Annotated in this window: 21 protein-coding genes; 8 read left to right on the top strand and 13 right to left on the bottom strand. The window is 76.3% G+C overall.

The features are described from left to right. Positions 1-184 precede the first annotated feature (184 nt). Complete coding sequence (locus D5H78_RS17870; RefSeq protein WP_218566776.1) at positions 185-1,000, top strand: helix-turn-helix domain-containing protein; 816 nt, start codon at positions 185-187, stop codon at positions 998-1,000. Next, on the top strand, positions 997-1,560 hold the full coding sequence (locus D5H78_RS17865) for a GrpB family protein (RefSeq protein ID WP_119951856.1): 564 nt from the start codon (positions 997-999) through the stop codon (positions 1,558-1,560). The genes D5H78_RS17870 and D5H78_RS17865 overlap by 4 nt, the downstream gene beginning before the upstream one ends. Positions 1,561-1,608: 48 nt before the next feature. Here the strand turns inward: D5H78_RS17865 and D5H78_RS17860 are convergent, their stop codons facing one another. Both D5H78_RS17860 and D5H78_RS17855 read right to left on the bottom strand, forming a co-directional pair. After that, a complete protein-coding gene (locus tag D5H78_RS17860) occupies positions 1,609-2,136 on the bottom strand; it encodes a DUF4396 domain-containing protein (RefSeq protein WP_119951855.1) in 528 nt (175 codons plus the stop codon). Between the two features lie 90 nt (positions 2,137-2,226). Then, positions 2,227-3,246 carry an acetamidase/formamidase family protein gene (locus D5H78_RS17855; protein WP_119951854.1) on the bottom strand — a complete coding sequence of 340 codons (1,020 nt, stop codon included), beginning with the start codon at positions 3,244-3,246 and terminating at the stop codon, positions 2,227-2,229. A 42-nt stretch (positions 3,247-3,288) separates the two neighbouring features. On the opposite strand from D5H78_RS17855, the gene D5H78_RS17850 reads away from it, so the two are divergent. Together D5H78_RS17850 and D5H78_RS17845 are read left to right on the top strand one after the other, a co-directional pair. Beyond that, on the top strand, positions 3,289-4,317 hold the full coding sequence (locus D5H78_RS17850; protein WP_119951853.1) for a phosphotransferase enzyme family protein: 1,029 nt from the start codon (positions 3,289-3,291) through the stop codon (positions 4,315-4,317). Between the two features lie 53 nt (positions 4,318-4,370). Further along, entirely contained in the window at positions 4,371-4,826 is a 456-nt protein-coding gene (locus D5H78_RS17845) for a YdeI/OmpD-associated family protein (protein WP_119951852.1), read from the top strand. A gap of 6 nt (positions 4,827-4,832) precedes the next feature. On the opposite strand, the gene D5H78_RS17840 is transcribed toward D5H78_RS17845, so the two are convergent. Genes D5H78_RS17840 through hisD form a run of 7 tightly spaced genes read right to left on the bottom strand, consistent with a single transcriptional unit; the run spans position 4,833 to position 10,088 of the window. Continuing rightward, a complete protein-coding gene (locus D5H78_RS17840; RefSeq protein ID WP_119951851.1) occupies positions 4,833-5,216 on the bottom strand; it encodes a RidA family protein in 384 nt (127 codons plus the stop codon). Next, entirely contained in the window at positions 5,209-6,045 is an 837-nt protein-coding gene (gene priA / locus D5H78_RS17835; protein WP_245941704.1) for a bifunctional 1-(5-phosphoribosyl)-5-((5-phosphoribosylamino)methylideneamino)imidazole-4-carboxamide isomerase/phosphoribosylanthranilate isomerase PriA, read from the bottom strand. Before priA ends, D5H78_RS17840 begins: the two co-directional genes overlap by 8 nt. After that, entirely contained in the window at positions 6,042-6,419 is a 378-nt protein-coding gene (locus tag D5H78_RS17830) for a hypothetical protein (RefSeq protein WP_119951850.1), read from the bottom strand. The genes priA and D5H78_RS17830 overlap by 4 nt, the downstream gene beginning before the upstream one ends. Before the next feature lie 18 nt (positions 6,420-6,437). After that, positions 6,438-7,067, bottom strand: a complete 630-nt coding sequence (hisH, locus tag D5H78_RS17825) for an imidazole glycerol phosphate synthase subunit HisH (RefSeq protein WP_119951849.1) — start codon at positions 7,065-7,067, stop codon at positions 6,438-6,440. Then, positions 7,064-7,654 carry an imidazoleglycerol-phosphate dehydratase HisB gene (hisB, locus tag D5H78_RS17820; protein WP_119951848.1) on the bottom strand — a complete coding sequence of 197 codons (591 nt, stop codon included), beginning with the start codon at positions 7,652-7,654 and terminating at the stop codon, positions 7,064-7,066. The genes hisH and hisB overlap by 4 nt, the downstream gene beginning before the upstream one ends. Further along, positions 7,651-8,784: a histidinol-phosphate transaminase gene (locus D5H78_RS17815; RefSeq protein WP_119951847.1), complete on the bottom strand. Its 1,134-nt coding sequence runs from the start codon at positions 8,782-8,784 to the stop codon at positions 7,651-7,653. The genes hisB and D5H78_RS17815 overlap by 4 nt, the downstream gene beginning before the upstream one ends. Further along, complete coding sequence (gene hisD / locus D5H78_RS17810; RefSeq protein ID WP_119951846.1) at positions 8,781-10,088, bottom strand: histidinol dehydrogenase; 1,308 nt, start codon at positions 10,086-10,088, stop codon at positions 8,781-8,783. Before hisD ends, D5H78_RS17815 begins: the two co-directional genes overlap by 4 nt. Positions 10,089-10,138: 50 nt before the next feature. Here hisD and D5H78_RS17805 point away from each other — a divergent pair, with 50 nt between their 5' ends. Beyond that, a complete protein-coding gene (locus D5H78_RS17805) occupies positions 10,139-10,825 on the top strand; it encodes an LON peptidase substrate-binding domain-containing protein (protein WP_119951845.1) in 687 nt (228 codons plus the stop codon). 73 nt (positions 10,826-10,898) lie between these two features. Here D5H78_RS17805 and D5H78_RS17800 read toward each other — a convergent pair whose 3' ends face one another. Beyond that, positions 10,899-11,951, bottom strand: a complete 1,053-nt coding sequence (locus tag D5H78_RS17800) for an NAD(P)-dependent alcohol dehydrogenase (RefSeq protein WP_119951844.1) — start codon at positions 11,949-11,951, stop codon at positions 10,899-10,901. Between the two features lie 92 nt (positions 11,952-12,043). Here D5H78_RS17800 and D5H78_RS17795 point away from each other — a divergent pair, with 92 nt between their 5' ends. Further along, positions 12,044-13,195 (top strand): amidohydrolase family protein, encoded by a 1,152-nt coding sequence (locus D5H78_RS17795; RefSeq protein ID WP_119951843.1) that lies wholly within the window; start codon positions 12,044-12,046, stop codon positions 13,193-13,195. Beyond that, positions 13,192-13,812, top strand: coding sequence for a hypothetical protein (locus D5H78_RS17790; RefSeq protein WP_119951842.1), 621 nt, complete (start codon positions 13,192-13,194; stop codon positions 13,810-13,812). Before D5H78_RS17795 ends, D5H78_RS17790 begins: the two co-directional genes overlap by 4 nt. Here D5H78_RS17790 and ybaK read toward each other — a convergent pair. From ybaK to dnaE, 3 genes are all read right to left on the bottom strand, one after another. Further along, a complete protein-coding gene (gene ybaK / locus D5H78_RS17785) occupies positions 13,772-14,266 on the bottom strand; it encodes a Cys-tRNA(Pro) deacylase (RefSeq protein ID WP_119951841.1) in 495 nt (164 codons plus the stop codon). The genes D5H78_RS17790 and ybaK overlap by 41 nt on opposite strands. 27 nt (positions 14,267-14,293) lie before the next feature. Continuing rightward, complete coding sequence (locus tag D5H78_RS17780; RefSeq protein ID WP_165865792.1) at positions 14,294-15,805, bottom strand: DUF3352 domain-containing protein; 1,512 nt, start codon at positions 15,803-15,805, stop codon at positions 14,294-14,296. Between the two features lie 89 nt (positions 15,806-15,894). Beyond that, on the bottom strand, positions 15,895-19,443 hold the full coding sequence (dnaE, locus tag D5H78_RS17775) for a DNA polymerase III subunit alpha (protein ID WP_119951839.1): 3,549 nt from the start codon (positions 19,441-19,443) through the stop codon (positions 15,895-15,897). Between the two features lie 297 nt (positions 19,444-19,740). Here dnaE and D5H78_RS17770 point away from each other — a divergent pair, with 297 nt between their 5' ends. After that, complete coding sequence (locus D5H78_RS17770; protein ID WP_119951838.1) at positions 19,741-21,123, top strand: ABC transporter substrate-binding protein; 1,383 nt, start codon at positions 19,741-19,743, stop codon at positions 21,121-21,123. Positions 21,124-21,246: the final 123 nt, after the last annotated feature.

The raw sequence follows: 21,246 nt of genomic DNA, 5'->3' as shown, positions 1-21,246 counted from the left end.
CCGGCACTGCTGCGGTCGGCCGTCTCTCGCACGTCCACGTCGTCTCCGATCCCCGGTCCTCGGCCACCCCTGCGGCGGCCGACCCCATACGAGCCGAGCACGCGGCGTCCTGTCGATGACCTCGCAGGTCATGGTGGCCGTGCGGGCGGGGGGCTAGCGTCCAGCTGTGATCGGTGGGGTACCCGTGCGTGGGCGAGCGGTCGGCGAGCTGCTGCGCCGGTGGCGGCAGGAGAGGCGGCTGAGCCAGCTGGAGCTGTCGGCGCGCTGCGACGTGTCCACGCGCCACCTGAGCTGCATCGAGACCGGGCGCGCGCGGCCGTCCTCCGAGATGGTCCTGCGACTGGGCGAGCACCTGCAGATCCCGCTGCGGGAGCGCAACGAGGCCCTGCTCGCGGCCGGCCACGCGCCCGTCTACCCCGAACGGGCGCTGGAGGCGGCAGCCCTGGCGCACGTGGCGGCCGCGCTGCGGCTCGTCCTGGACCGGCACGAGCCCTACCCCGCCGTCGTGCTCAACCGGTGGTGGGAGGTCGTCGACGCCAACGCCGCCGTACCGGCCCTGCTCGACGGTGTCGCGCCGGACCTGCTCGAGCCGCCGCTGAACGTGCTGCGCCTCACCCTGCACTCCCGCGGCCTCGCACCGCGCCTGCTCAACCTGCCCCGGTGGCGCGCGCACCTGCTGCTGCAGCTGGACCGGCGCATCGCGGCGACCGGCGACGACCGTCTGCGCTCGCTGCGGTCCGAGGTGCGCGCCTACCCGGCCCCCGCGGGCGAGGGGCCCGAGCCGTCCGAGCCGTCCGAGCACGACACGGTCCTGCCGATGGTGCTGCGGGTCGGCGAGAGCACCGTGTCGATGTTCAGCATCGCCGCAGCCCTGTCCACGGCGGGCGACGTCACCCTGGACGAGCTGACCGTCGAGTCGTTCTACCCGAGCGACGACGCCAGCGCGGGCGTCCTCGCCCGGCTCCTGCCCGGTGCGACCGCTGCGGGGACGCGCCGGTGAGCGGGGACTGGGGGTCGCGCCGGCCGGACGTCACGACGGTCGAGGTCGTCGGGGGCGCCGAGGCGCTCGCGGTCGGCCTGCAGGACCACGACGAGCGCTGGGCGGGCGTGTACGAGGAGCACCGCCGGCGGATCCTCGCCGCGCTGGACGGGCAGGACGTCGAGGTCGAGCACATCGGGTCGACGTCCGTCCCCGGGCTGGCGGCGAAGCCGGTCGTCGACGTCGTCGTCGTGGTGGACGACATCACCGCCGAGGAGGACTACCTCGACCCCCTGCTGGCCGCGGGGTACCAGCTGCGGGTCCGCGAGCCGCGGCACCGCCTCGTGCGCACCGGGGCGCGCGACGTCCACGTGCACGTCTACGGGCGGGGCGACCCCGCCGTGGACGCCTACCTCCTGCTGCGCGACCACCTGCGGTCCGACGCGGACGACCGCGCGCTCTACGAGCGCACGAAGCGGCACCTGATGGGCCGGCGGTGGGACGACACGAACGACTACGCCGACGCCAAGACCGAGGTGGTCCTCGCCATCATGGCGCGGGCGCGCCGAGCCCGCCGCTAGCGCACCCTGCCGCCGGGCTCCAACGCCGTCGGACCGCGGGGACCGTCCTCAGTGGTGGTAGCGGTGGACGACGGCGTGGCCGCGGCCTCGGCGGATGAGGGCCCGGTTGACCGGGACCGTCACCACGAAGGCGACGGCGAGGGCCACGACCAGGCTCCCCCAGAAGCGCGGGTCGGCGAGGCCGGCGTCCATGGCGCCGGGGATCGCCAGCATGATCGCGTTGTCGACGACCTCCATGACGGTGATCGACAGGGTGTCCGCGGCGAGGGCGACCCCGAGGGCGGTCCGCAGCGCCAGCCCCGAGCGCAGCACGGGAGCGACGGTCAGGCCGTAGCCGAAGACGAAGGCCAGCCCCACGGCGAGGGCGATCGTCTGCAGGTCGGACCAGCCCAGCGCTGTGCCGATGACCATGCCGAGGACCTCGCCGATCGCGCAGCCGGTGAGGCAGTGCAGGGTGGCCGAGACGGCCAGGCGGTCCAGCCGGCGGCGCTGCGCGGCCGCGTCCGGCGCCGTCGCCGGAGCACCGTCGACGCGCCCACCGTGGCGCGCGCGGTCGTACGTCGGGTGCTGTGGCATGTGATCGCCCCTCTCGAACGGCTGGTGGGACGAACGTACCCCCGGGGGGTACCCATGGGAAGACCTGCGGCCCGACGGGGTGCGGCGCGACTAGCCCCTGCTGCGCAGCCGGGCGTGCACTCCCCCGTACGCCCCCCGGGTCCCGTCCAGGTCGCCGAGGAAGCGCTTCGGCACCTTGCAGACCACCGTGTAGTCCGTGTCGACCACGTTGGCCACCGGCGTGAGCGCGACCTGCGTGACGAACTGGTAGCTGTCGAGCTCCGACATCCCGGTGAGCTCCGCGACCCACAGCACCATCTGCTGGTGGGCGATGCGGAAAGCGTCCTCCAGGGGCCGCGAGGAGCCCGTCGTCATGAGGTGCGCGTCGTCCTCGATCCGCGGCCACGCGGTCGGGGCGCCCTTGACCAGCTCGACGACCAGCGTGGTGTCCATCGCCGTCTCGACGGCCACGCCGCACGTCTCCCCCTCGCCCTGGCGGGCGTGCCCGTCGCCGAGGCTGAGCAGCGCACCCTCGACGTTGACGCCGAGGTAGCAGGTCGCGCCGGCCCGCATCTCCGGGGTGTCCATGTTGCCGCCCCACGAGCCGGGGGTGAGCGAGGAGCGCACCTCGCCCAGCGGCGGCGCCACGCCGACCGTGCCGTGCATGGGGTCCAGCGGCAGGGCCGCGGTGAAGTCCGTGTCGCGGGCGGCGTAGCGCACCAGCCGCTCCTGCAGGTCGAGCTCGTACACCCAGGTCCGCTCCGGCAGGGCCGGGTGCAGCATCGCCGTGCGCGGGGTCGCGGTGAGCGCCCCGAAGAACGGGACCGTCGAGGAGACCCCGCGGGCGTACCGGGGCTCTACGGACAGGAAGTGCACCGCGAGGGTGTCGCCGGGCGCGGCGCCCTCGACCCAGAACGGCCCGGTCTGCGGGTTGAGGTAGCGCGGGTCCGCCACCTCGCTCACCAGCTGGTCCACCGAGGTGATCCGGCCGCCGAAGCAGTCGAGGGTCCACGTGGACAGCACCTGCCCCGGGCGCAGCGTGGCGACCGGAGCGGCCCCGCCGAAGGTGTACGTGAGGAGGGCCGGGTCGCCGTCGGCGTCCGGCGCCCAGCGCAGGACCTCGTCGCTCATCCCCGCAGCCTCGCACGCGGCGCGCCCGGTACCGTCCCCGCCGTGCCGGACAGCGACGCGCCCCTCGACGAGCCCGCCGCGGCGGCCGCCGCGCTCGAGCGCTGGGACGTGACGCCCGGTGCTCCGCTGCGCCTGCTCGCCCTGTCGGAGAACGCGACGTACCTCGTCGAGCCCCCCGGCGGGCCGCGCCTGGTCCTGCGCCTCGCCCGCCCCGGCTACCGCACCCGCGAGGAGGTCGCGAGCGAGGTCGCCTGGGTCCGTTCGCTGCGCGCCGGCGGGGTGGTCCGCACCCCGGCCGTCCTGCCCACCCGCGACGGCGGGCACGTCGCCGCGTTCCGGTACGGCGGCCGTACCCGCCTCGCCGTCCTCTCCGAGCACGTCCCCGGCGGCCCCCCGCCGGAGGCGCCGCTGCCGCAGGACCTCGAGCGCCTGGGTGCCCTCGCCGCCCGGATGCACGCCCACGCCCGCTCCTGGCCCCGCCCGCCCGGCTTCACCCGCCCGCGCTGGGACTGGTCGACCTGCCTCGGCCCGGACGGGCACTGGGGGCGGTGGCAGGACGGGCCCGACCTCGACGACGCCGGGCGCGCGGTCCTCGCGGCGGCGGCGGACCTCGCCCGCGCGCGGCTCGCGGCGTACGGCGACGGCCCGGACCGCTTCGGCCTGGTGCACGGGGACATGCGCCGCGCGAACCTCGTCGCGCCGCCGGACCACGTCGAGCACGGCGTCGTCGTCATCGACTTCGACGACTGCGGCGAGTCGTGGTTCCTGTGGGACGCCGCGGCCACCCTGTCGTTCCTGGAGCACCGCCCCGACCTGCCGGCGCTGCTCGCCGCGTGGGTCCGCGGCTACCGCAGCGAGGCGGACCTCACGGCCGAGGACGAGGCCGTCCTGCCGAGCCTCGTCCTCGTGCGCCGCATGCTGCTGCTCGCCTGGGTCGGCAGCCACGCCGAGGTCGAGCAGGCCCGCTCGGTGCGCGCGGGCTTCGCGCGCGGGACCGCGAACCTCGCGCGGCGCTACCTCGCCTCCGGCGGGGCCACCACGGGCGCACGATCGCCGCGGGCGGGGCGATGAGTCCGGCCGCGGCCGCGGGTCGGTACCGCAGAGCAGCAGGAGGAGGAGCGGCGATGACGACGACGTTCACGGCGGTGGTCGAGCTCGGGGGCCGTACGGCCACGGGCATCCCCGTGCCGCCCGAGGCGCTGGACGCCCTGGGCGGGGGCCGGCGCCCGGCGGTGCGGGTGGTGGTGGGCGACTACGCGTACCGCAGCACGGTCGGCTCGAGGGGCGGGCGCGCGATGCTCCCGCTCAGCGCGGAGCACCGGGCCGGCGCCGGCGTCGCCGCCGGCGACGCGGTGGAGGTGCGCCTCGAGCTCGACACGGCGCCGCGGGAGGTCGCCCTGCCCGACGACCTCGCCGCCGCGCTCGACGCCGAGCCGGCCGCGCGGGCGTACTTCGACGGGCTGCCCCCCAGCGCCCGCAAGCACCACGTCACCCAGGTCGAGGGCGCGACGTCGCCCGAGACGCGCGCCCGGCGGGTCGAGCGCTCGCTGGCGGCGCTGCGTGAGGGCCGCCCGCGCTGAGCCGGCTCATCCGCGGTACGCGTCCACCTCGACCTCGACGAGCATCCGCCGGTCGATGAGCCCGCCGACCCCGACCATCGTCGCCGCGGGGCGCACGTCGCCGAAGAGCTCGGCGTGGGCCCGGCCGACCGCCTCGCTGTCGGAGGTGTGCACGACGTACATGCGGGTGCGCACCACGTCGGCGAGCGTGCAGCCGGCCCGGGCGAGCGCGCGCTCGGCGACGCGGAACGCGGCGAGGGTCTGCTGGTACGGGTCGCCCTCGTGCTCGACGACCCCGTCCGGCGTGGCCGCGGTGGAGCCCGACACGAGCACCCAGGGACCGGCGACCACGGCGCGCGAGTAGCCGATCGCCTCCTCCCAGCGGCCGCCGGAGGAGATGCGCTCAGCCACCGGCCACCGCCAGGGCCTCCTGCAGCGTGAAGGCGCGGGCGTAGAGCGCCTTGCCGACGATCGCGCCCTCGACGCCGACCGGGACGAGGGAGCGCAGCGCCTCCAGGTCCTCGAGCGAGGAGACGCCGCCGCTGGCGACGACCGGGCGGTCGGTGGCCGCGCACACGTCGCGCAGCAGGTCGAGGTTGGGGCCCTGCAGGGTGCCGTCCTTGCGGACGTCGGTCACGACGTAGCGGGCGCACCCGTCGCGGTCGAGGCGCTCGAGCACCTCGAAGAGCTCGCCGCCCTCCTGCGTCCAGCCCCGCGCGGCGAGCGTCGTGCCGCGCACGTCGAGCCCGACGGCGATGCGCTCGCCGTGGCGCGCGATGGCCGAGCGCACCCAGTCGGGCGACTCCAGCGCGGCCGTGCCGAGGTTGACCCGCGCGCAGCCCGTGGCCAGCGCCGCGTCGAGGGTCGCGTCGTCGCGGATGCCGCCGGACAGCTCCACCTGCACGTCGAGGCGCCCGACGACCTCGGCCAGCTGCTCGCGGTTCGACCCGCGGCCGAAGGCCGCGTCGAGGTCGACGAGGTGCACCCACTCCGCGCCCGCCTCCTGCCAGGCGAGCGCGGCGGCGAGCGGGTCGCCGTACGAGGTCTCCGAGCCGGCCTCGCCCTGCACCAGGCGCACCGCCTGCCCGTCCGCCACGTCGACGGCCGGCAGCAGCACGAGGCGCCGCTCCCCCGGGCGCCCGCCCAGCGGCGTCCCCGGCTCGGTCGCCGGGCCTGTGCCGGGCAGCGCGCCCATCGGCGGGTGCGGGGCCGCGCCGGACAGGGCGGTGGGGTCGGTCATCGGGCGGACCTCCGGTCGAAGAGCAGGGTGGCGAGGACGGGCAGGGCGAGCAGGGCCAGCAGCAGCGCGCCGAGGCGCCACCACCAGCTGTCGGACAGGACCCACACCACGACCTGGCTCAGCACGACGAGGGCGAGCAGGACGCGGTCCTGGCGGCGCCGGCGCCGGGCGAGGGACCCCTGCGCCCGGCGGGCGCGGCGCCGGCGGTCGAGGCGGTCGCGCACGGCGCCGGTGAGGCGGCGGCGGCGCGCCTGGCCGAGGTCGCGGCGGCGCTGCAGCTCGCGCGCCCGGGCCGCCTCGGCCGCGCGCACCTCGGCGGTGGCGCCCTCGCGCGCGGCGCGCTCGGCCCGGCGGCGGGCCCGCTCGCGGCTCACGGGGCGCTCACCGGCCCGTCACAGCGCGGCGACCCAGTTGCGCAGCAGCTGCGCCCCCGCGTCACCGCTCTTCTCCGGGTGGAACTGCGTCGCGGCCAGCGGGCCGTTCTCGACGGCCGCCACGAAGCGGTCGCCGTGCTCGGCCCACGTGACGAGCGGCGCGCGCAGCCGCTCGGACGGCTCGAGCTCCCAGCGCCGGACGCCGTACGAGTGCACGAAGTAGAAGCGCTCGCCCTCGACGCCGGCGAAGAGCGCGGAGCCCTGCGGCGCCTCGACGGTGTTCCAGCCCATGTGCGGCAGCACGGGCGCCTCGAGCTTCTCCACCGTGCCCGGCCACTCGCCGAAGCCCTCGGTGTCCTGGCCGTGCTCGACGCCGCGGGCGAACATCACCTGCATGCCGACGCAGATCCCGAGCACGGGCCGGCCCCCGGCGAGGCGCCGCCCGACGAGCTCGTGCGCGCGGACCGCGTCGAGGCCGGCCATGCACGCGGCGAACGCGCCGACGCCGGGCACGACGAGCCCGTCGGCCTCGCGCGCGGCGGTGCGGTCGGCGGTGAGCTCGACCCGCGCCCCGGTGCGCTCGAGCGCGCGCACCGCCGAGCGCACGTTCCCCGAGCCGTAGTCGAGGACGACGACCCGCTTGCTCACAGCACGCCCTTGGTGGACGGCACGCCCGTCTCGCGCGGGTCGAAGGCCACGGCGTCGCGCAGGGCGCGGGCCACGCCCTTGAACTGGCACTCGGCCACGTGGTGGGCGTTGCGCCCGCGCAGCACGTCGATGTGCAGCGCGATGGCCGCGTGGTGGCTGAAGGCCTCCCAGACGTGGCGGGTCAGCGAGGACTCGTACGCCCCGATGGTCGGCGCGAGCCCCTCGGGCTCCGTGTGCACGAGGTAGGGCCGGCCCGCCACGTCCACCGCGACGCGGGCGAGCGCCTCGTCGAGCGGCACGAGGCTGTCGGCGAAGCGGCGGATGCCCACCTTGTCGCCGAGGGCCTGCCGGAACGCCTGGCCGAGCGCGATCGCGGTGTCCTCGACCGTGTGGTGCGTGTCGATGTGCAGGTCGCCCTCGGTCTTGACCCGCAGGTCGAACAGGCCGTGGCGCCCGAGCTGGTCGAGCATGTGGTCGTAGAAGCCCACGCCGGTGGAGACCTCCACCGCCCCGGTGCCGTCGAGGTCGATCTCGACGAGGACGTCGGACTCCTTCGTCGTGCGCTGGACCCTGCCCGTGCGGCTCACGCCGTGACCTCCTCGAGTGCGGTGCGGAAAGCGTCCATCTCGGCCGGGGTGCCCACGCTCACCCGGAGCCAGCCGTCGGGCCCCGTCTCGCGCACGAGCACGCCGCGGTCGAGCAGCCCCTGCCAGACGGCGTGCCGGTCGGCGAAGCGGCCGAACAGCGCGAAGTTGGCGTCGGTCTCGGCGACCTCGTGGCCCCGGGCCCGCAGCCACGCGACGAGCTCGTCGCGGGCGCCGCGCAGCGCCGCCACCTCGGCCTGGAGCTCGTCGGTGTGCCGCAGGGCGGCCCGGGTGACGGCCTGGGTCACCGCCGAGAGGTGGTACGGCAGCCGGACCAGCTGCAGCGCGTCGACGACCGCCGGGTCGGCGGCGAGGTAGCCCAGGCGGGCGCCGGCGAGCGCGAACGCCTTGCTCATGGTGCGGGTGACGACGAGCAGCGGGCGCCCCTCGAGCAGCTCCAGCGCGCTCGGCGTGCCCGGGCGGCGGAACTCCGCGTACGCCTCGTCGACGACGAGCAGGCTGCAGGCGTCGACGCACGCCTCGTAGAGGGCCAGCACCGTCGCGGCGTCCAGCGCCGTGCCGGTCGGGTTGTTCGGCGAGGCGACGAGGACGACGCTGGGCTGCTGGTCCGCGATGGCCCCGACGGCCCGCTCGACGTCGATGGTGAAGTCGTCGCGCCGCGGCTCCGTCACCCAGCGGGTGTGCGAGTCGCGGCAGTAGTCCGGGTACATCGAGTAGGTCGGCGCGAAGCCCAGCGCGCGCCGGCCCGGCCCGCCGAAGGCCTGCAGGAGCTGCAGCATGACCTCGTTGGAGCCGTTGGCCGCCCAGACCCGCGACGCGTCGAGGGCGACGCCCGACTCGCGGAGCAGGTACGCCGCGAGGTCCTCGCGCAGCGCCACCGCGTCGCGCTCCGGGTAGCGGTTGAGCCCGCGGGTCGCCTCGGCCACCGCCGCCGCGACGTCCGCGACGAGCGCGTCCGACGGCGCGTACGGGTTCTCGTTGACGTTGAGCAGCACCGGCACGTCGAGCTGGGGCGCGCCGTACGGCACCTTCCCGCGCAGCTCCGCGCGCAGCGGCAGCCGGTCGAGGGGGGTGCGCTCGTCGGTGGGGGTCGCGGTGGCCGCCTCGCTCACCGGAACCGCACCTCGACCGCCTGCCCGTGCGCGGGCAGGTCCTCGGCCTGGGCGAGCACGACGACGTGCGGGGCGACGTCGCGCAGGGCGCCCTCGTCGTACTCGACGACGTGGATGCCGCGCAGGAACGTCTGCACCGACAGGCCGCTGGAGTGGCAGGCGCAGCCGCCGGTCGGCAGGACGTGGTTGGACCCGGCGGCGTAGTCGCCGAGGGAGACCGGCGCGTACGGCCCGACGAACACCGCGCCGGCGTTGCGCACCCGGTACGCCCACCGCCGCGCGTCGCGGGTCTGCACCTCCAGGTGCTCCGCGGCGTAGGCGTCGACGACGCGCAGCCCCGCCTCGAGGTCGTCGACGAGGACGACCGCGGACTGCCGGCCCGCAAGGGCCTGGCGGATGCGCTCGGCGTGCTTGGCCTGCGGCACCTGCACCTCGAGCTCGGCGACCACCGCGTCGGCCAGCGCCGGCGAGTCGGTGACGAGCACCGCCGCGGCGACGACGTCGTGCTCGGCCTGGCTGATCAGGTCAGCCGCGACGTGCGCGGGGTCGGCGCTGTCGTCGGCGAGGACCGCGATCTCGGTGGGCCCGGCCTCGGAGTCGATGCCCACGACGCCGCGGACGAGGCGCTTGGCCGCCGCGACCCAGACGTTACCGGGCCCGGTGACGATGTCCACGGGGCGGCAGGCGCCGGCCCCGTACGCGAGCATGGCGACCGCCTGGGCGCCGCCGGCGGCGTACACCTCCTCGACCCCGAGCAGGGCGCAGGCGGCGAGGATCGTCGGGTGCGGCAGGCCGCCGTGCTCGCGCTGCGGCGGGCTGACGACGACGAGCTCCTCGACGCCGGCCACCTGCGCCGGCACGACGTTCATGACCACGCTGCTCGGGTAGACCGCGCGCCCGCCCGGCGCGTAGAGCCCCACCCGGCGCACCGGCAGCCACCGCTCGGTGACGCTGCCGCCGGGGACGACCTGCGTGGTGTGGTCGAGCCGGCGCTGGTCCTCGTGCACCCGCCGCGCCCGCTCGATGCTCACCTCGAGCGCGGCGCGGACCGCCGGGTCGAGCCGGTCGAGGGCCTGCGCGAGGGCCTCGGCGGGGACCCGCAGCGACGGCGGGCGCACCCCGTCGAACCGCTCGCCCGCCTCGAGCACGGCCGCCTCGCCCCGCTCGCGCACGTCCGCGAGCAGCGGCGCGACCGCCGCGGCGGCCGCCTCCACGTCGAGCTCCGCGCGGGGCAGGACGTCGTGCAGCCCCGCCGCGTCGAGGGCGGACAGGGCGGTGCCGCGCAGGTCGGTCCGGGGGATCACGCGGCCAGTCTAGGCGCGCGCCGGGGCCCGCCCGCTCCTACGCTGGGCCGGTGAGCACCCGGATCCCGCTGTTCCCGCTGGGCACCGTGCTCTACCCCGGCCTGCTGCTCCCCCTGCACGTGTTCGAGCAGCGCTACCGCGACCTCGTACGGGACCTCGTCGCCCTGCCCGAGGGCGCGCCGCGGCGCTTCGGGGTGGTCGCGCTGCGCGAGGGGCGCGAGGTCGGGGTCGACGGGGTCGCCGGGCTGGCGGCCCTGCACGCGGTGGGTTGCTGCGCCGAGCTGCGCCAGGTCGAGCCGTACCCCGACGGGCGGGCGGACATCGCCACCGTCGGCACGACCCGCTTCCGCATCCTCGGGCTGGACGCCTCGCGGTCGTACCTGCAGGCCGACGTCGAGCTGCTCGGCGAGCCGGACGGCGAGGGGGCCGCGGCGCTCGTCGACCCGGTCCGCGCGGCGTTCCGCCGCTACCGGGCCCGCCTGCTCGGGGCGGTCGAGGAGGAGCTCCCCGACGACCCGGAGGGCGCGCTGCCCGACGAGCCGCAGCTGCTGTCGTACGTGGTCGCCGCGGCCGTCGTCCTCGACGGCACCGACAAGCAGGGCCTGCTCGCCGCCGCCACCTCCGCGGACCGGCTGCGCGCCGAGCTCGCGCTGCTACGGCGCGAGGCCGGCGTGCTCCGGGCCCTGCCCTCCGTGCCCGCGGTGGACCTGGTCCGCGCGCCGTACGGCGCCAACTGAGCACCGTCCCCGCATGATCACCGCAGGAGGTGGGTGCGCCCTCCTGCCGTGATCGTGCAGGGATGGCGGCGGCTCAGCCCTGGGGCGCCAGGGTGGACGCGTCGATCACGAAGCGGTAGCGGACGTCGCTGGCCACCACGCGGTCGTACGCCTCGTTGACCTCCTCCGCCGGGATGACCTCGACCTCGGCCCCGAGCCCGTGCTCGGCGCAGAAGTCGAGCATCTCCTGGGTCTCGCGGATGCCGCCGATCATCGAGCCGGCCAGGCTGCGCCGCCCGCCGATGAGGGCGAACGCGGGCACCGAGAGCGGCTCCTCCGGGGCGCCGACGTTGACGAGGGCGCCGTCGAGCGTCAGCAGCGAGAGGTAGGCGCCCATGTCGACGCTCGCCGAGACCGTCGAGACGATGAGGTCGAACGACCCGGCGAGCCGCTCGAAGGTCTCCGGGTCGCCCGTCGCGTAGTAGTGGTCCGCGCCCAGGCGCAGGCCGTCCTCCTGCTTCTTCAGCGACTGGGACAGGACGCTCACCTCGGCGCCCAGCGCCTTGGCGATCTTCACGCCCATGTGCCCGAGCCCGCCGAGGCCGACGATCGCGACCTTCGTCCCGGGCCCGGCGCCCCAGCGCTTGAGCGGGCTGTAGAGCGTGATGCCCGCGCAGAGCAGCGGCGCGGCGACGTCGAGGCCGATGCCCTCGGGGATCCCCAGGACGTACGCCTCGTCGACGACCACCTTCTCGCTGTAGCCGCCCTCGGTCGGGCGGCCGTCCTTGCCGATCGCGTCGTAGGTGCCGACGTTGCCCTTGAGGCAGTACTGCTCCTCGCCTGCCCGGCACGGCGCGCACTCGCGGCAGGAGTCGACCATGCACCCCACACCGACCCGGTCCCCGACGGCGTACCGCGTGACCTCCGGGCCGACCGCCTCGACCGTGCCGGCGATCTCGTGGCCGGGCACGAGCGGGTAGATGGTCTCGCCCCACTCCCCGCGGGCGGTGTGGATGTCGGAGTGGCAGATGCCGGCGTAGGCGATGTCGATGAGCACGTCCGTCGGGCCCAGGTCGCGGCGCTCGATCGTCGTCGGGCGCAGCGGCTCGGTGGGGCCGGCGGTCGCGTAGGCGTTCACGGTCAGCACGTGGGCTGCTCCTCGGTGTCGCGGAACTGTCGTGCACCATCGTCCCCGGTGGCGGGCGCGCCGACACCGGGCGCTCCGCCTACGCTCGCGTGATGCGCACCGCACCGGCCCCCGGCGCGCCGCCGGCCCGCTCGCGCCCGCGCGGCCTCGTCCTGCGCGGGCGCGTGGTCCCCCGCTGGGACGCCGACGACGACCTGCCCGACGGCGAGGTCGTCGTCCTCGACGGGCGGGTCGCCGCCCTGGGGCCGTGGCAGGGGGAGCGCCCCGGGCTGCCCGTGCTCGGCGGTCCGGGCGCCGTCGTCGGCCCGGGCCTCGTCGACGCGCACGTGCACCTCGCCTTCGCAGACCCGGGCGCGGTCCTCGCCGGCGGGGTGGTGGCGGCGCGCGACCTCGGCGCTCCCCCGGCCGACGCCGCCCGCTGGCGGGCCCTCGCCGCGCCCGCCGTGGCCGTCGCCGGCCCGCTGCTCACCGCTCCGGGCGGCTACCCGGTGCGCTCCTGGGGCGCCGGCGGGTTCGGGCTGGAGGTCGCCGACCCGGCGGCGGCGCGCGCGGCGGTCGACCGGCTGGCCGCCGAGGGCGTGGACGTCGTCAAGCTGGCTCTCGAGCCGGCCGCCGGCCCGGTCGTCGGGCCCGCGACGGCGCGCGCCGTCGTCGACGCGGCGCACCGGCACGGCCTGGCGGTGACCTGCCACGCCCTGCGGGCCGGCGCCGTCGCGGCGGCCCTCGACGCCGGCGTCGACGAGCTGTGCCACGTGCCGGTGGAGCCGCTGCCCGCCGCGCTGCTCGAACGGCTCGCCGACCTGGCGCTGCCCGTCGTCTCGACCCTGCGCACCCACGCGGGCGCCGAGGGGGCCTCGGCCCCGGTCGTCGACGTGGCCGCGTCGCTGGTCGCCGCGGGCGTCCCGCTGCGCTACGGGACCGACCTCGGCAACGCCGGGACCGCCCCCGGGGCCGACGCCGGCGAGCTGCGCCTGCTCGCCGGCGCCGGGCTCGGGGTCCGGGGAGCGCTCGCCGCCGCCACGACCGGGGCCGCCGCGGCCCCCGGGCTCGCCGGGCGCGTCGACGGCGCGCTGCGGGTGGGGGGCCGCGCCGGGCTCGTCGTGCTCGACGCCGACCCCCGGGGTGCCGGCGCTCCCCCGGCCCCCGGCGGGGCCGGGGGTCCGCACGGGCTCGGGGTGCTGGCCCGCCCGCGCGCCGTCGTCAGCGGCGAGGTCGTCCTCGAGCGCTCCGGGGGTGGCCGGTGAGCGCGGGCGCCCGCGGTCCGGGCGCCACCGCGGCCGCCGTCGTGGTCGCCTCCCTCGCGCTCGGCGGCGCGGCCGGCTGGCTGTGGTCGCTGCTCGCGCCGCGCGCGCTGTGGCGGGTGCAGGAGGGCGGCGCCGCGCTGGACGGCCTGACGAACCAGGCGTTCGTCGGCGCGGACGGCACGCTCGCCGTCCTCGGTACGGCCGCCGGCGCGCTCGTGGCCGTCGCCGGCTGGCTGCTCGCCCGGTCCCGCGGCCTGGTGCTGCTCGGCGCCGCGGCCGCGGGGGGCGTGCTGGGGTCGCTGCTCGCCTGGCGCGTCGGCGTGCTCCTCGCGCCGGACGACGTGGCCGAGCGGGCGCGGGGCCTGGCCGTCGGCACGACGCTCGACGGTGGCCTGCGCCTGAGGGCCCCCGGGGTGCTGCTGCTGTGGCCGATCGCGTCGGCGGTCGTGCTCACCGCCCTGCAGGCGCTGGCGGTCGGCGCCGAGCGGCGGGCGGCGCGACGGGCCGGCGCCGCGGGTGGCGTGGCTCCCGCGGCTCGTGCCGAGGAGGAGGAGGCCGGGGCGTCCCCCGCCGGCGTCAGCCCGGACGGCCGACCGGCGCCGCCACCGCACGGGTGAGCCGGACGAGGTCCGCCGGCGCGAGCTCCACGTCGAGCCCCCGGCGCCCCCCGGAGACCAGGACGGTCTCGTGCCCGAGCGCGCTCGCGTCGACCACCGTCGGCAGCGCCCTGCGCTGCCCCAGCGGGCTGATGCCGCCCACCACGTAGCCGCTGCTGCGCTCGGCCGCCGCCGGGTCGGCCATGACGGCGCGCTTGCCGCCCACCGCGGCGGCGAGCGCCTTGAGGTCGAGCTGCCCGCTGACGGGGACGACCGCCACGACGAGGCGCCCGTCCACCTCGGCGAGCAGCGTCTTGAGCACGCGCTCGGGCTCGACGCCCAGGGCGTGCGCCGCCTCGAGCCCGTACGACGCCGCCGCCGGGTCGTGCTCGTACGCCCGTAGCGCGAACGGCACCCCGGCGCGCTCGAGCGCCACCGTCGCCGGGGTCCCCCCGCTCTCCTTGCGCCGTGCCACGGCGGGACCCTAGCGCCGCCCGGCCGGTCAGCGCGGGAGCAGCCGCAGGTCGAGCTCGAGGACGCCGGGGGCGGGGACGGCGAGCGTCGCGCCCGCCGCGGCGAAGGCGCCGGCGAGGCGCGCGGGCGCGCTGCCGGGGGCCCAGCCACCCGGGGGCGCGAGCCCGTCGAGGTCGACGTACGCGGCCGCCACCGCCTGCTCGAGCCGCGGCAGCGCCTCGGCGACGCGCGGCTCCTCCCCCAGGGCGGGGCCCGCGGCGGCGCCGGGACCCGTCGACCCGCTCACCTCCAGCGCCCCGCGCGCCGAGGGCGTCGTCGCCACGACGAGCCTGCCGTCGGTGGTGGCCCGCTCCGGCAGGGCGCCCGCGCGCCCGGCCAGCGCGAGCAACCGCTCCAGCGCGCGCCCCGCACCCTCCGGGTCGGGGTGCCGGACCCGCAGCGCCGCCCCGTCGGCGCCGCCCGGGCGCAGGGCGAGGGCCAGGTCCTCGCCGGCGAGCGGGACGAGGCCGGCCGGCAGCTCCAGGGCGAGCCGGTCCTCGACGGCGGTGCGCTGGCCCGGCGCGCCACCCAGGACGCCCGCGACGAGCGGGTCCTCCTCGACCAGCCGGTCCCAGCCGGCCGTGAGGGCGCCGCCGAGGCCGTGCACCGCGAGCGCCGCGGCGGTCCCCACCGGCAGGCCCGCCAGGCCCGGCGGCGCGGCGCCCGCCGGGCGCGCCCAGCCGCCGCTGGTGCGCGCGACGAGCCGCGGCCGACCGTCGTCGACCCGCAGCACGGCGGCCGTGCGCGGCCCCAGGGCCGCGGCGGCGAGGTCGGCGCCGGTGACGAGCGCGCGCCCCGCGGCGGTCCCGCCGCTCGCCCCGGACGCGTCGAGCGCGGCCGCGAGCGCCGGCGCGGCCAGGGCGGCCGTGGCCGCCCACGCGGTCGCGACGCCGCGGCCGCCGAGCGCGTCGACGTCGGACGCGAACCCGGGGTCGTCGGCGAGCGGGCGGTCCTGCGCGGCCCGGGCCGCGTCCTCGGCCTGCGCCTGGTCCGGCGCCAGGAGCGCGTAGCCGTCCAGGAGCACCCAGCCAGGTCCCCCGCCGCGCCCGGCCAGCCGCCCGAGGGCGGCGCGGGCGGCGTCCTCGTCCCGCACGGCCAGCGCCGCGACCGGGCGCACCGGTGCCGCTGCCCGCGCCGGTCCCCCGGACCCGCCCGCGACCGGGGGGCGCAGGGCCACGCCGACCCGGTCGCCGAGCCACGGGTCGACGTCGCGCTCCCAGTCGACGCCGTCGAGCCCGCCGCCGCGGGCGAGCAGGTCGTACGCCGCCCGCCGCAGGTCCTCCCGGTCGCCGCCGGGCCCGTCCGGCAGCGAGCGCAGCAGCCGCAGGACCTGCAGCTTCTGCCCCGCCGGCGGGTCGAGGTCGACCGCGAGGTACGCCCGGGCGTCGGCCGGCAGGACCTGCGCCGGGAGCGTGCCCCCGCCGGACGCCCAGCGGACCGCGCGCGCACCGGCCACGACGAGCACCGCCACCAGGGCGGCGGCGAGCAGCGCGGCGAGCACGCGCCGCCCGCCCCAGCGCCGCGTCGGCCGCGTCGGCCGCGTCCACCGCGTCCGCCGCACCCCGGGGAGCCCCGGCCCCCGCGCGCCGCTCAGCCCAGGCACTGGGCGCCGAGCAGCGCCTTGAGGTCGCCGAAGAGCGCCGTCGACGGCGTGACCCGCAGCCCGTCGTCGAGCCGCAGCAGCGTCGAGCCGCGGCTGGACTGCAGGCGCAGGTGCACCTCGGTCACGCCCGGGTGCGTGCCGAGCACCTCCTTGAGCCGCTCCACGACCGGGGGCGTGCAGCGGGCCGTGGCCAGGGTGACGACGACCGGCCCGCGCGGGCCCTCGGAGAGGTCGGGGAGGCTGAGCTCCATCGCCACGACCTTGGGCGTGTCCTCCCGCCGGTCGAGCCGGCCCTTGACGAGCACCACGGCGTCCTCGGCGAGCGAGGTCGCCACGAGCTGGTAGGTCGACGGGAAGAACATGACGTCGATCGCGCCCTCGAGGTCCTCGAGGGTGGCGATCGCCCACGGGTCGCCGCGCTTGGTCATCTTGCGCTGCAGGCCGGTGATGAGCCCGCCGAGCGTGACGACCGCGCCGTCCGGGCGGTCGTCGGACCCGGTGAGCGAGGCCACCGAGCAGTCCGAGGCCGAGGACAGCACGTGCTCGATGCCGAAGAGCGGGTGGTCCGACACGTAGAGCCCGAGCATCTCGCGCTCGTACGCCAGCAGCGCGGCCTTGTCCCACTCGCCGACCGGGATCGGCGGGGTGACCGTGGCGCCGACGCCGCCGTCGTCCCCGCCCCCACCGTCGTCGCCGCCGCCGAACAGGTCGAACTGGCCGATGGCCTCGTTGCGCTTGGTGTCGACGAACGCGTCGATGGCGTCGGCGTGGACCGCGAGCAGCCCGCGGCGGGTGTGCCCGAGCGAGTCGAACGCGCCGGCCTTGATGAGCGACTCGATGGTCTTCTTGTTGCAGACCACCTGGTCGACCTTGCGCAGGAAGTCGTAGAAGTCGGCGAAGCGGCCCTTGCTGCGGCGGGTCGCCGCGATGGACGCGACGACGTTGGCGCCGACGTTGCGCACCGCGGACAGGCCGAAGCGGATGTCGGTGCCGGTCGGGGTGAACTCCGCGTCGGACTCGTTGACGTCGGGGGGCAGCACCTTGATGCCCATGCGGCGGCACTCGTTGAGGTAGAGCGCGGACTTGTCCTTGTCGTCCTTGACGCTCGTCAGCAGGGCGGCCATGTACTCGGCCGGGTAGTTCGCCTTGAGGTAGGCGGTCCAGTACGAGACGAGCCCGTACGCCGCCGAGTGCGCCTTGTTGAACGCGTAGTCCGAGAAGGGGACGAGGATGTCCCACAGCGTCTTGACCGCGGCCTCGGAGAAGCCGTTGGCCACCATGCCGTCGCGGAACCCGACGTACTCGGCGTCGAGGACCTCGCGCTTCTTCTTGCCCATGGCGCGGCGCAGCAGGTCGGCCTTGCCGAGGCTGTAGCCCGCCACCTTCTGGGCGATGGCCATGACCTGCTCCTGGTACACGATGAGGCCGTACGTCGTGCCCAGGATCTCGGCGAGCGGCTCGGCCAGCTCGGGGTGGATCGGGGTGATCTCCTGCTGGCCGTTCTTGCGCAGCGCGTAGTTGGTGTGCGAGCCCGCGCCCATCGGGCCGGGCCGGTAGAGCGCGCCGACGGCCGAGATGTCCTCGAAGTTGTCGGGCTTCATGAGGCGCAGCAGCGCGCGCATCGGCCCGCCGTCGAACTGGAACACCCCGAGGGTGTCGCCGCGCCCCAGCAGCGCGTACGTCGCCGGGTCGGTCGGGTCCTTGCTCAGCGCGTCGAGGTCGATCGACTCGCCGCGGTTGGCCTCGACGTTCTTCAGGGCGTCGTCGAGGATCGTGAGGTTGCGCAGGCCCAGGAAGTCCATCTTGACCAGGCCGAGGTCCTCGCAGCTCGGGTAGTCGAACTGCGTGATCACCTGCCCGTCCTGCTCGCGGCGCATGATGGGGATGAGGTCGAGCAGCGGCTCGCTCGACATGATGACGCCGGCCGCGTGCACGCCCCACTGGCGCTTGAGGTTCTCCAGGCCCTTGGCGGTGTCCACCACCCGGCGCACGTCGGGGTCGCTCTCGTAGAGCGCGCGGAACTCCCCCGCCTCGCCGTACCGCTTGTGCGCGGGGTCGAAGATGCCGGTGAGCGGGACGTCCTTGCCCATCACCGACGGCGGCATGGCCTTGGTGATGCGGTCGCCCATGGCGAAGGGGTAGCCCAGCACGCGCCCGGCGTCCTTGACCGCCTGCTTGGCCTTGATGGTGCCGTAGGTGACGATCTGCGCGACCCGGTCGTCGCCGTACTTCTCGGTGACGTAGCGGATGACCTCGCCGCGCCGGCGCTCGTCGAAGTCGACGTCGAAGTCGGGCATCGACATGCGCTCGGGGTTGAGGAACCGCTCGAAGATCAGCCCGTGCTGCAGCGGGTCGAGGTCGGTGATGCCCATCGCGTACGCGGTCATGGCGCCCGCGCCGGACCCGCGGCCGGGGCCGACCCGGATGCCGTTGCGCTTGGCCCAGCCGATGAAGTCCGCGACGACGAGGAAGTAGCCCGAGTAGCCCTTGGAGGCGATGACCTCGGTCTCGTACTCCGCCTGGCGGCGCACCCGGTCCGGCACGCCGGCCGGGTAGCGCCGGCGCAGCCCGAGCTCGACCTCCTTGACGAACCAGGACTGCTCGGACTCACCGTCGGGCACCGGGTAGCGGGGCATGTAGCGGCCCGCGCCCTCGCTGAACTCCACGCTGCACCGCTCGGCGATGGCCAGCGTGTTGTCGCACGCGTCGGGCGCCTCCGACCAGAGCGTGCGCATCTCCTCGGCGGACTTGAGGTAGAAGTCCTGCGCGTCGAACCGGAACCTGTTGGGGTCGGCCAGGGTCGAGCCGGACTGGACGCACAGCAGCACCTCGTGCGCGGTCGCGTCCTCCGGGTAGGTGTAGTGCAGGTCGTTCGTCGCCACCCGCGGCAGGCCCATGTCCCTGCCCAGGCGCAGCAGGTCGTCGCGGACCCGGCGCTCGATGCCGATGCCGTGGTCCATGAGCTCGAGGAAGTAGCTGTCGGGCCCGAAGATGTCGCGGAACTCCCCGGCCGCGGCCTTGGCCTCCTCGTAGCGCCCGAGGCGGAGCAGGGTCTGGACCTCGCCGGAGGGGCAGCCCGTCGTGGCGATGATCCCCGCGCCGTACGTCTGCAGCAGCTCCCGGTCCATGCGCGGCTTGTAGTAGTAGCCCTCGAGGCTGGCCAGGGAGCTGAGCCGGAAGAGGTTGTGCATGCCCTGGGTCGTCTCGGCCAGCAGGGTGATGTGGGTGTACGCCCCGCCGCCGGAGACGTCGTCCTCGCCGCCGCTGCCCCAGCGGACCCGGGTCTTCTCGCGCCGGGAGGTGCGCCCGGGGGCGAGGTAGGCCTCGGTCCCGATGATCGGGGTCACCCCGGCGGCGCGCCCGGCCTTCCAGAAGTCGTACGCGCCGAACATGTTGCCGTGGTCGGTCATGGCCACGGCCGGCATGCCCATGCGCGCGGCCTCGGAGAAGAGGTCCTTGACGCGCGCCGCGCCGTCGAGCATCGAGTACTCGGTGTGCACGTGCAGGTGCACGAACGAGCCGCTCGCGTCGGCCATCGGCGCTCCCCTCGATCCGCGGCCCGCGGGTCGGTCCTGCCCTCGACCCCGGCCGCCCGCGAGTCTAGGCGCCGCCCCCGACAGCCCCCGGCAGCGACGCGGGGGCCGCGCCGCGGGGTGGCAGCGCTCACAGGCCGCCGACGTTGCCGGATCGTTACGGCGACCTGTCCCGATCCGCTTGCGCGGTCGCTGCGGAAACGTTTCCATCGTGCCCAGGACAACGGCGGTCCTCGGTGGACCGCCGCCTACCGGAAGCGCTCCCGGACGGAGCGGACCCACCACTGGAGGCAACGGGCCATGGGCTCTCGCACGAACCGGCCGGCCGCCCTCGCGGCCGGCGTCCTCGGGCTCTCGCTGGTGCTCACCGCGTGCGGCTCGGACAACGGCGGCGACGACACCGCGAGCGGCGGCAGCGGCGGCGGCAGCGGCGCCGACTGCTCCGCGTACGAGCAGTACACGCAGGACTTCCCCGGCATCGACGGCAAGACCGTCTCGGTCTACACGAGCATCGTCACGCCGGAGGACCAGCCGCACCTGGACTCCTACGCCGCGTTCGAGGAGTGCACCGGCGTCGACGTCCAGTACGAGGGCGACAAGGCCTTCGAGGCGCAGGTGCTCGTGCGCGCCAAGGCCGGCAACGCGCCCGACATCGCGTACGTGCCGCAGCCGGGCCTGCTCCAGCAGCTCGTCGCCACCGGCGCGGCCGTGCCGGCGCCCGAGCAGACCGCCGCCAACGTCGACGAGTTCTTCGGCGAGGACTGGAAGGGCTACGGCTCGGTCGACGGGCAGTTCTACGCCGCGCCGCTCGGCGCGAACGTGAAGTCCTTCGTCTGGTACTCCCCCAGCGAGTTCGAGGACTCCGGCTACGAGGTCCCGACCACGCTGGACGAGCTGAAGTCGCTCACCGACCAGATGGTCGCCGACGGCAAGGTCCCGTGGTGCGCCGGCATCGCGTCCGGCGAGGCGACCGGCTGGCCGGTCACCGACTGGATGGAGGACATGATGCTCCGGCTCAACGGGCCGGAGGTCTACGACCAGTGGGTCAACCACGAGATCCCGTTCAACGGCCCCGAGTCGACGGCCGCGCTCGACGCGGTGGGCGAGTACCTCAAGAACCCCGAGTACGTGAACGGCGGCTACGGCGACGTCACGACGATCGCCACGACCACGTTCCAGGACGGCGGCCTGCCGATCATCGACGGCGCGTGCTCGCTGCACCGCCAGGCCGGCTTCTACGCCGCGAACTGGCCCGAGGGCACCGAGGTCGCCGAGGACGGTGACGTCTTCGCGTTCTACCTGCCGGGCCAGACCGCCGAGGACCGCCCGGTCCTGGGCGGCGGCGAGTTCGTCCTCGCCTTCGACGACCGCCCCGAGGTGCAGGCGTTCCAGACCTTCCTGTCCTCGGACACCTGGGCCAACGAGAAGGCGATCGCCACCCCGCAGGGCGGCTGGGTCAGCGCCAACAGCGGCCTCGAGGTGGACAACCTCGTGAGCCCGATCGACCAGCTCTCCGCGGAGATCCTGCAGGACCCGAACGCGGTCTTCCGCTTCGACGGCTCGGACCAGATGCCCGGCGCGGTCGGCGCCGACGCGTTCTGGAAGCAGGCCACGAACTGGATCACGGGCCAGTCGACGCAGGAGACGGTCGACAAGATCGAGGCGGCCTGGCCGGCGTCCTGACGCGCCGCTGAGGTCGGCGGGCGCCCGCGCACCGCGCGGGCGCCCGCCCCTCGTCCCGCACGTCCCCCGTCCCGCCCCTCGTCCCCGCCCCGTCCGAAGGAGGCACCGCGGTGACCACCGCCG

This window comes from Vallicoccus soli (assembly GCF_003594885.1).
Taxonomy (GTDB): domain Bacteria; phylum Actinomycetota; class Actinomycetes; order Motilibacterales; family Motilibacteraceae; genus Vallicoccus; species Vallicoccus soli.
Note: the sequence above shows the minus strand (reverse complement) of the source record. Positions and strands in the feature narration are given on the sequence as shown.

Bases quoted from the DNA above. Each gene is read 5' to 3' on its own strand.
- D5H78_RS17860 (WP_119951855.1), bottom strand. From the start codon at position 2,136: ATGCCACAGCACCCGACGTACGACCGCGCGCGCCACGGTGGGCGCGTC.
- D5H78_RS17855 (WP_119951854.1), bottom strand. From the start codon at position 3,246: ATGAGCGACGAGGTCCTGCGCTGGGCGCCGGACGCCGACGGCGACCCG.
- D5H78_RS17845 (WP_119951852.1), top strand. From the start codon at position 4,371: ATGACGACGACGTTCACGGCGGTGGTCGAGCTCGGGGGCCGTACGGCC.
- priA (WP_245941704.1), bottom strand. From the start codon at position 6,045: ATGACCGACCCCACCGCCCTGTCCGGCGCGGCCCCGCACCCGCCGATG.
- D5H78_RS17795 (WP_119951843.1), top strand. From the start codon at position 12,044: ATGCGCACCGCACCGGCCCCCGGCGCGCCGCCGGCCCGCTCGCGCCCG.
- dnaE (WP_119951839.1), bottom strand. From the start codon at position 19,443: ATGGCCGACGCGAGCGGCTCGTTCGTGCACCTGCACGTGCACACCGAG.
- D5H78_RS17770 (WP_119951838.1), top strand. From the start codon at position 19,741: ATGGGCTCTCGCACGAACCGGCCGGCCGCCCTCGCGGCCGGCGTCCTC.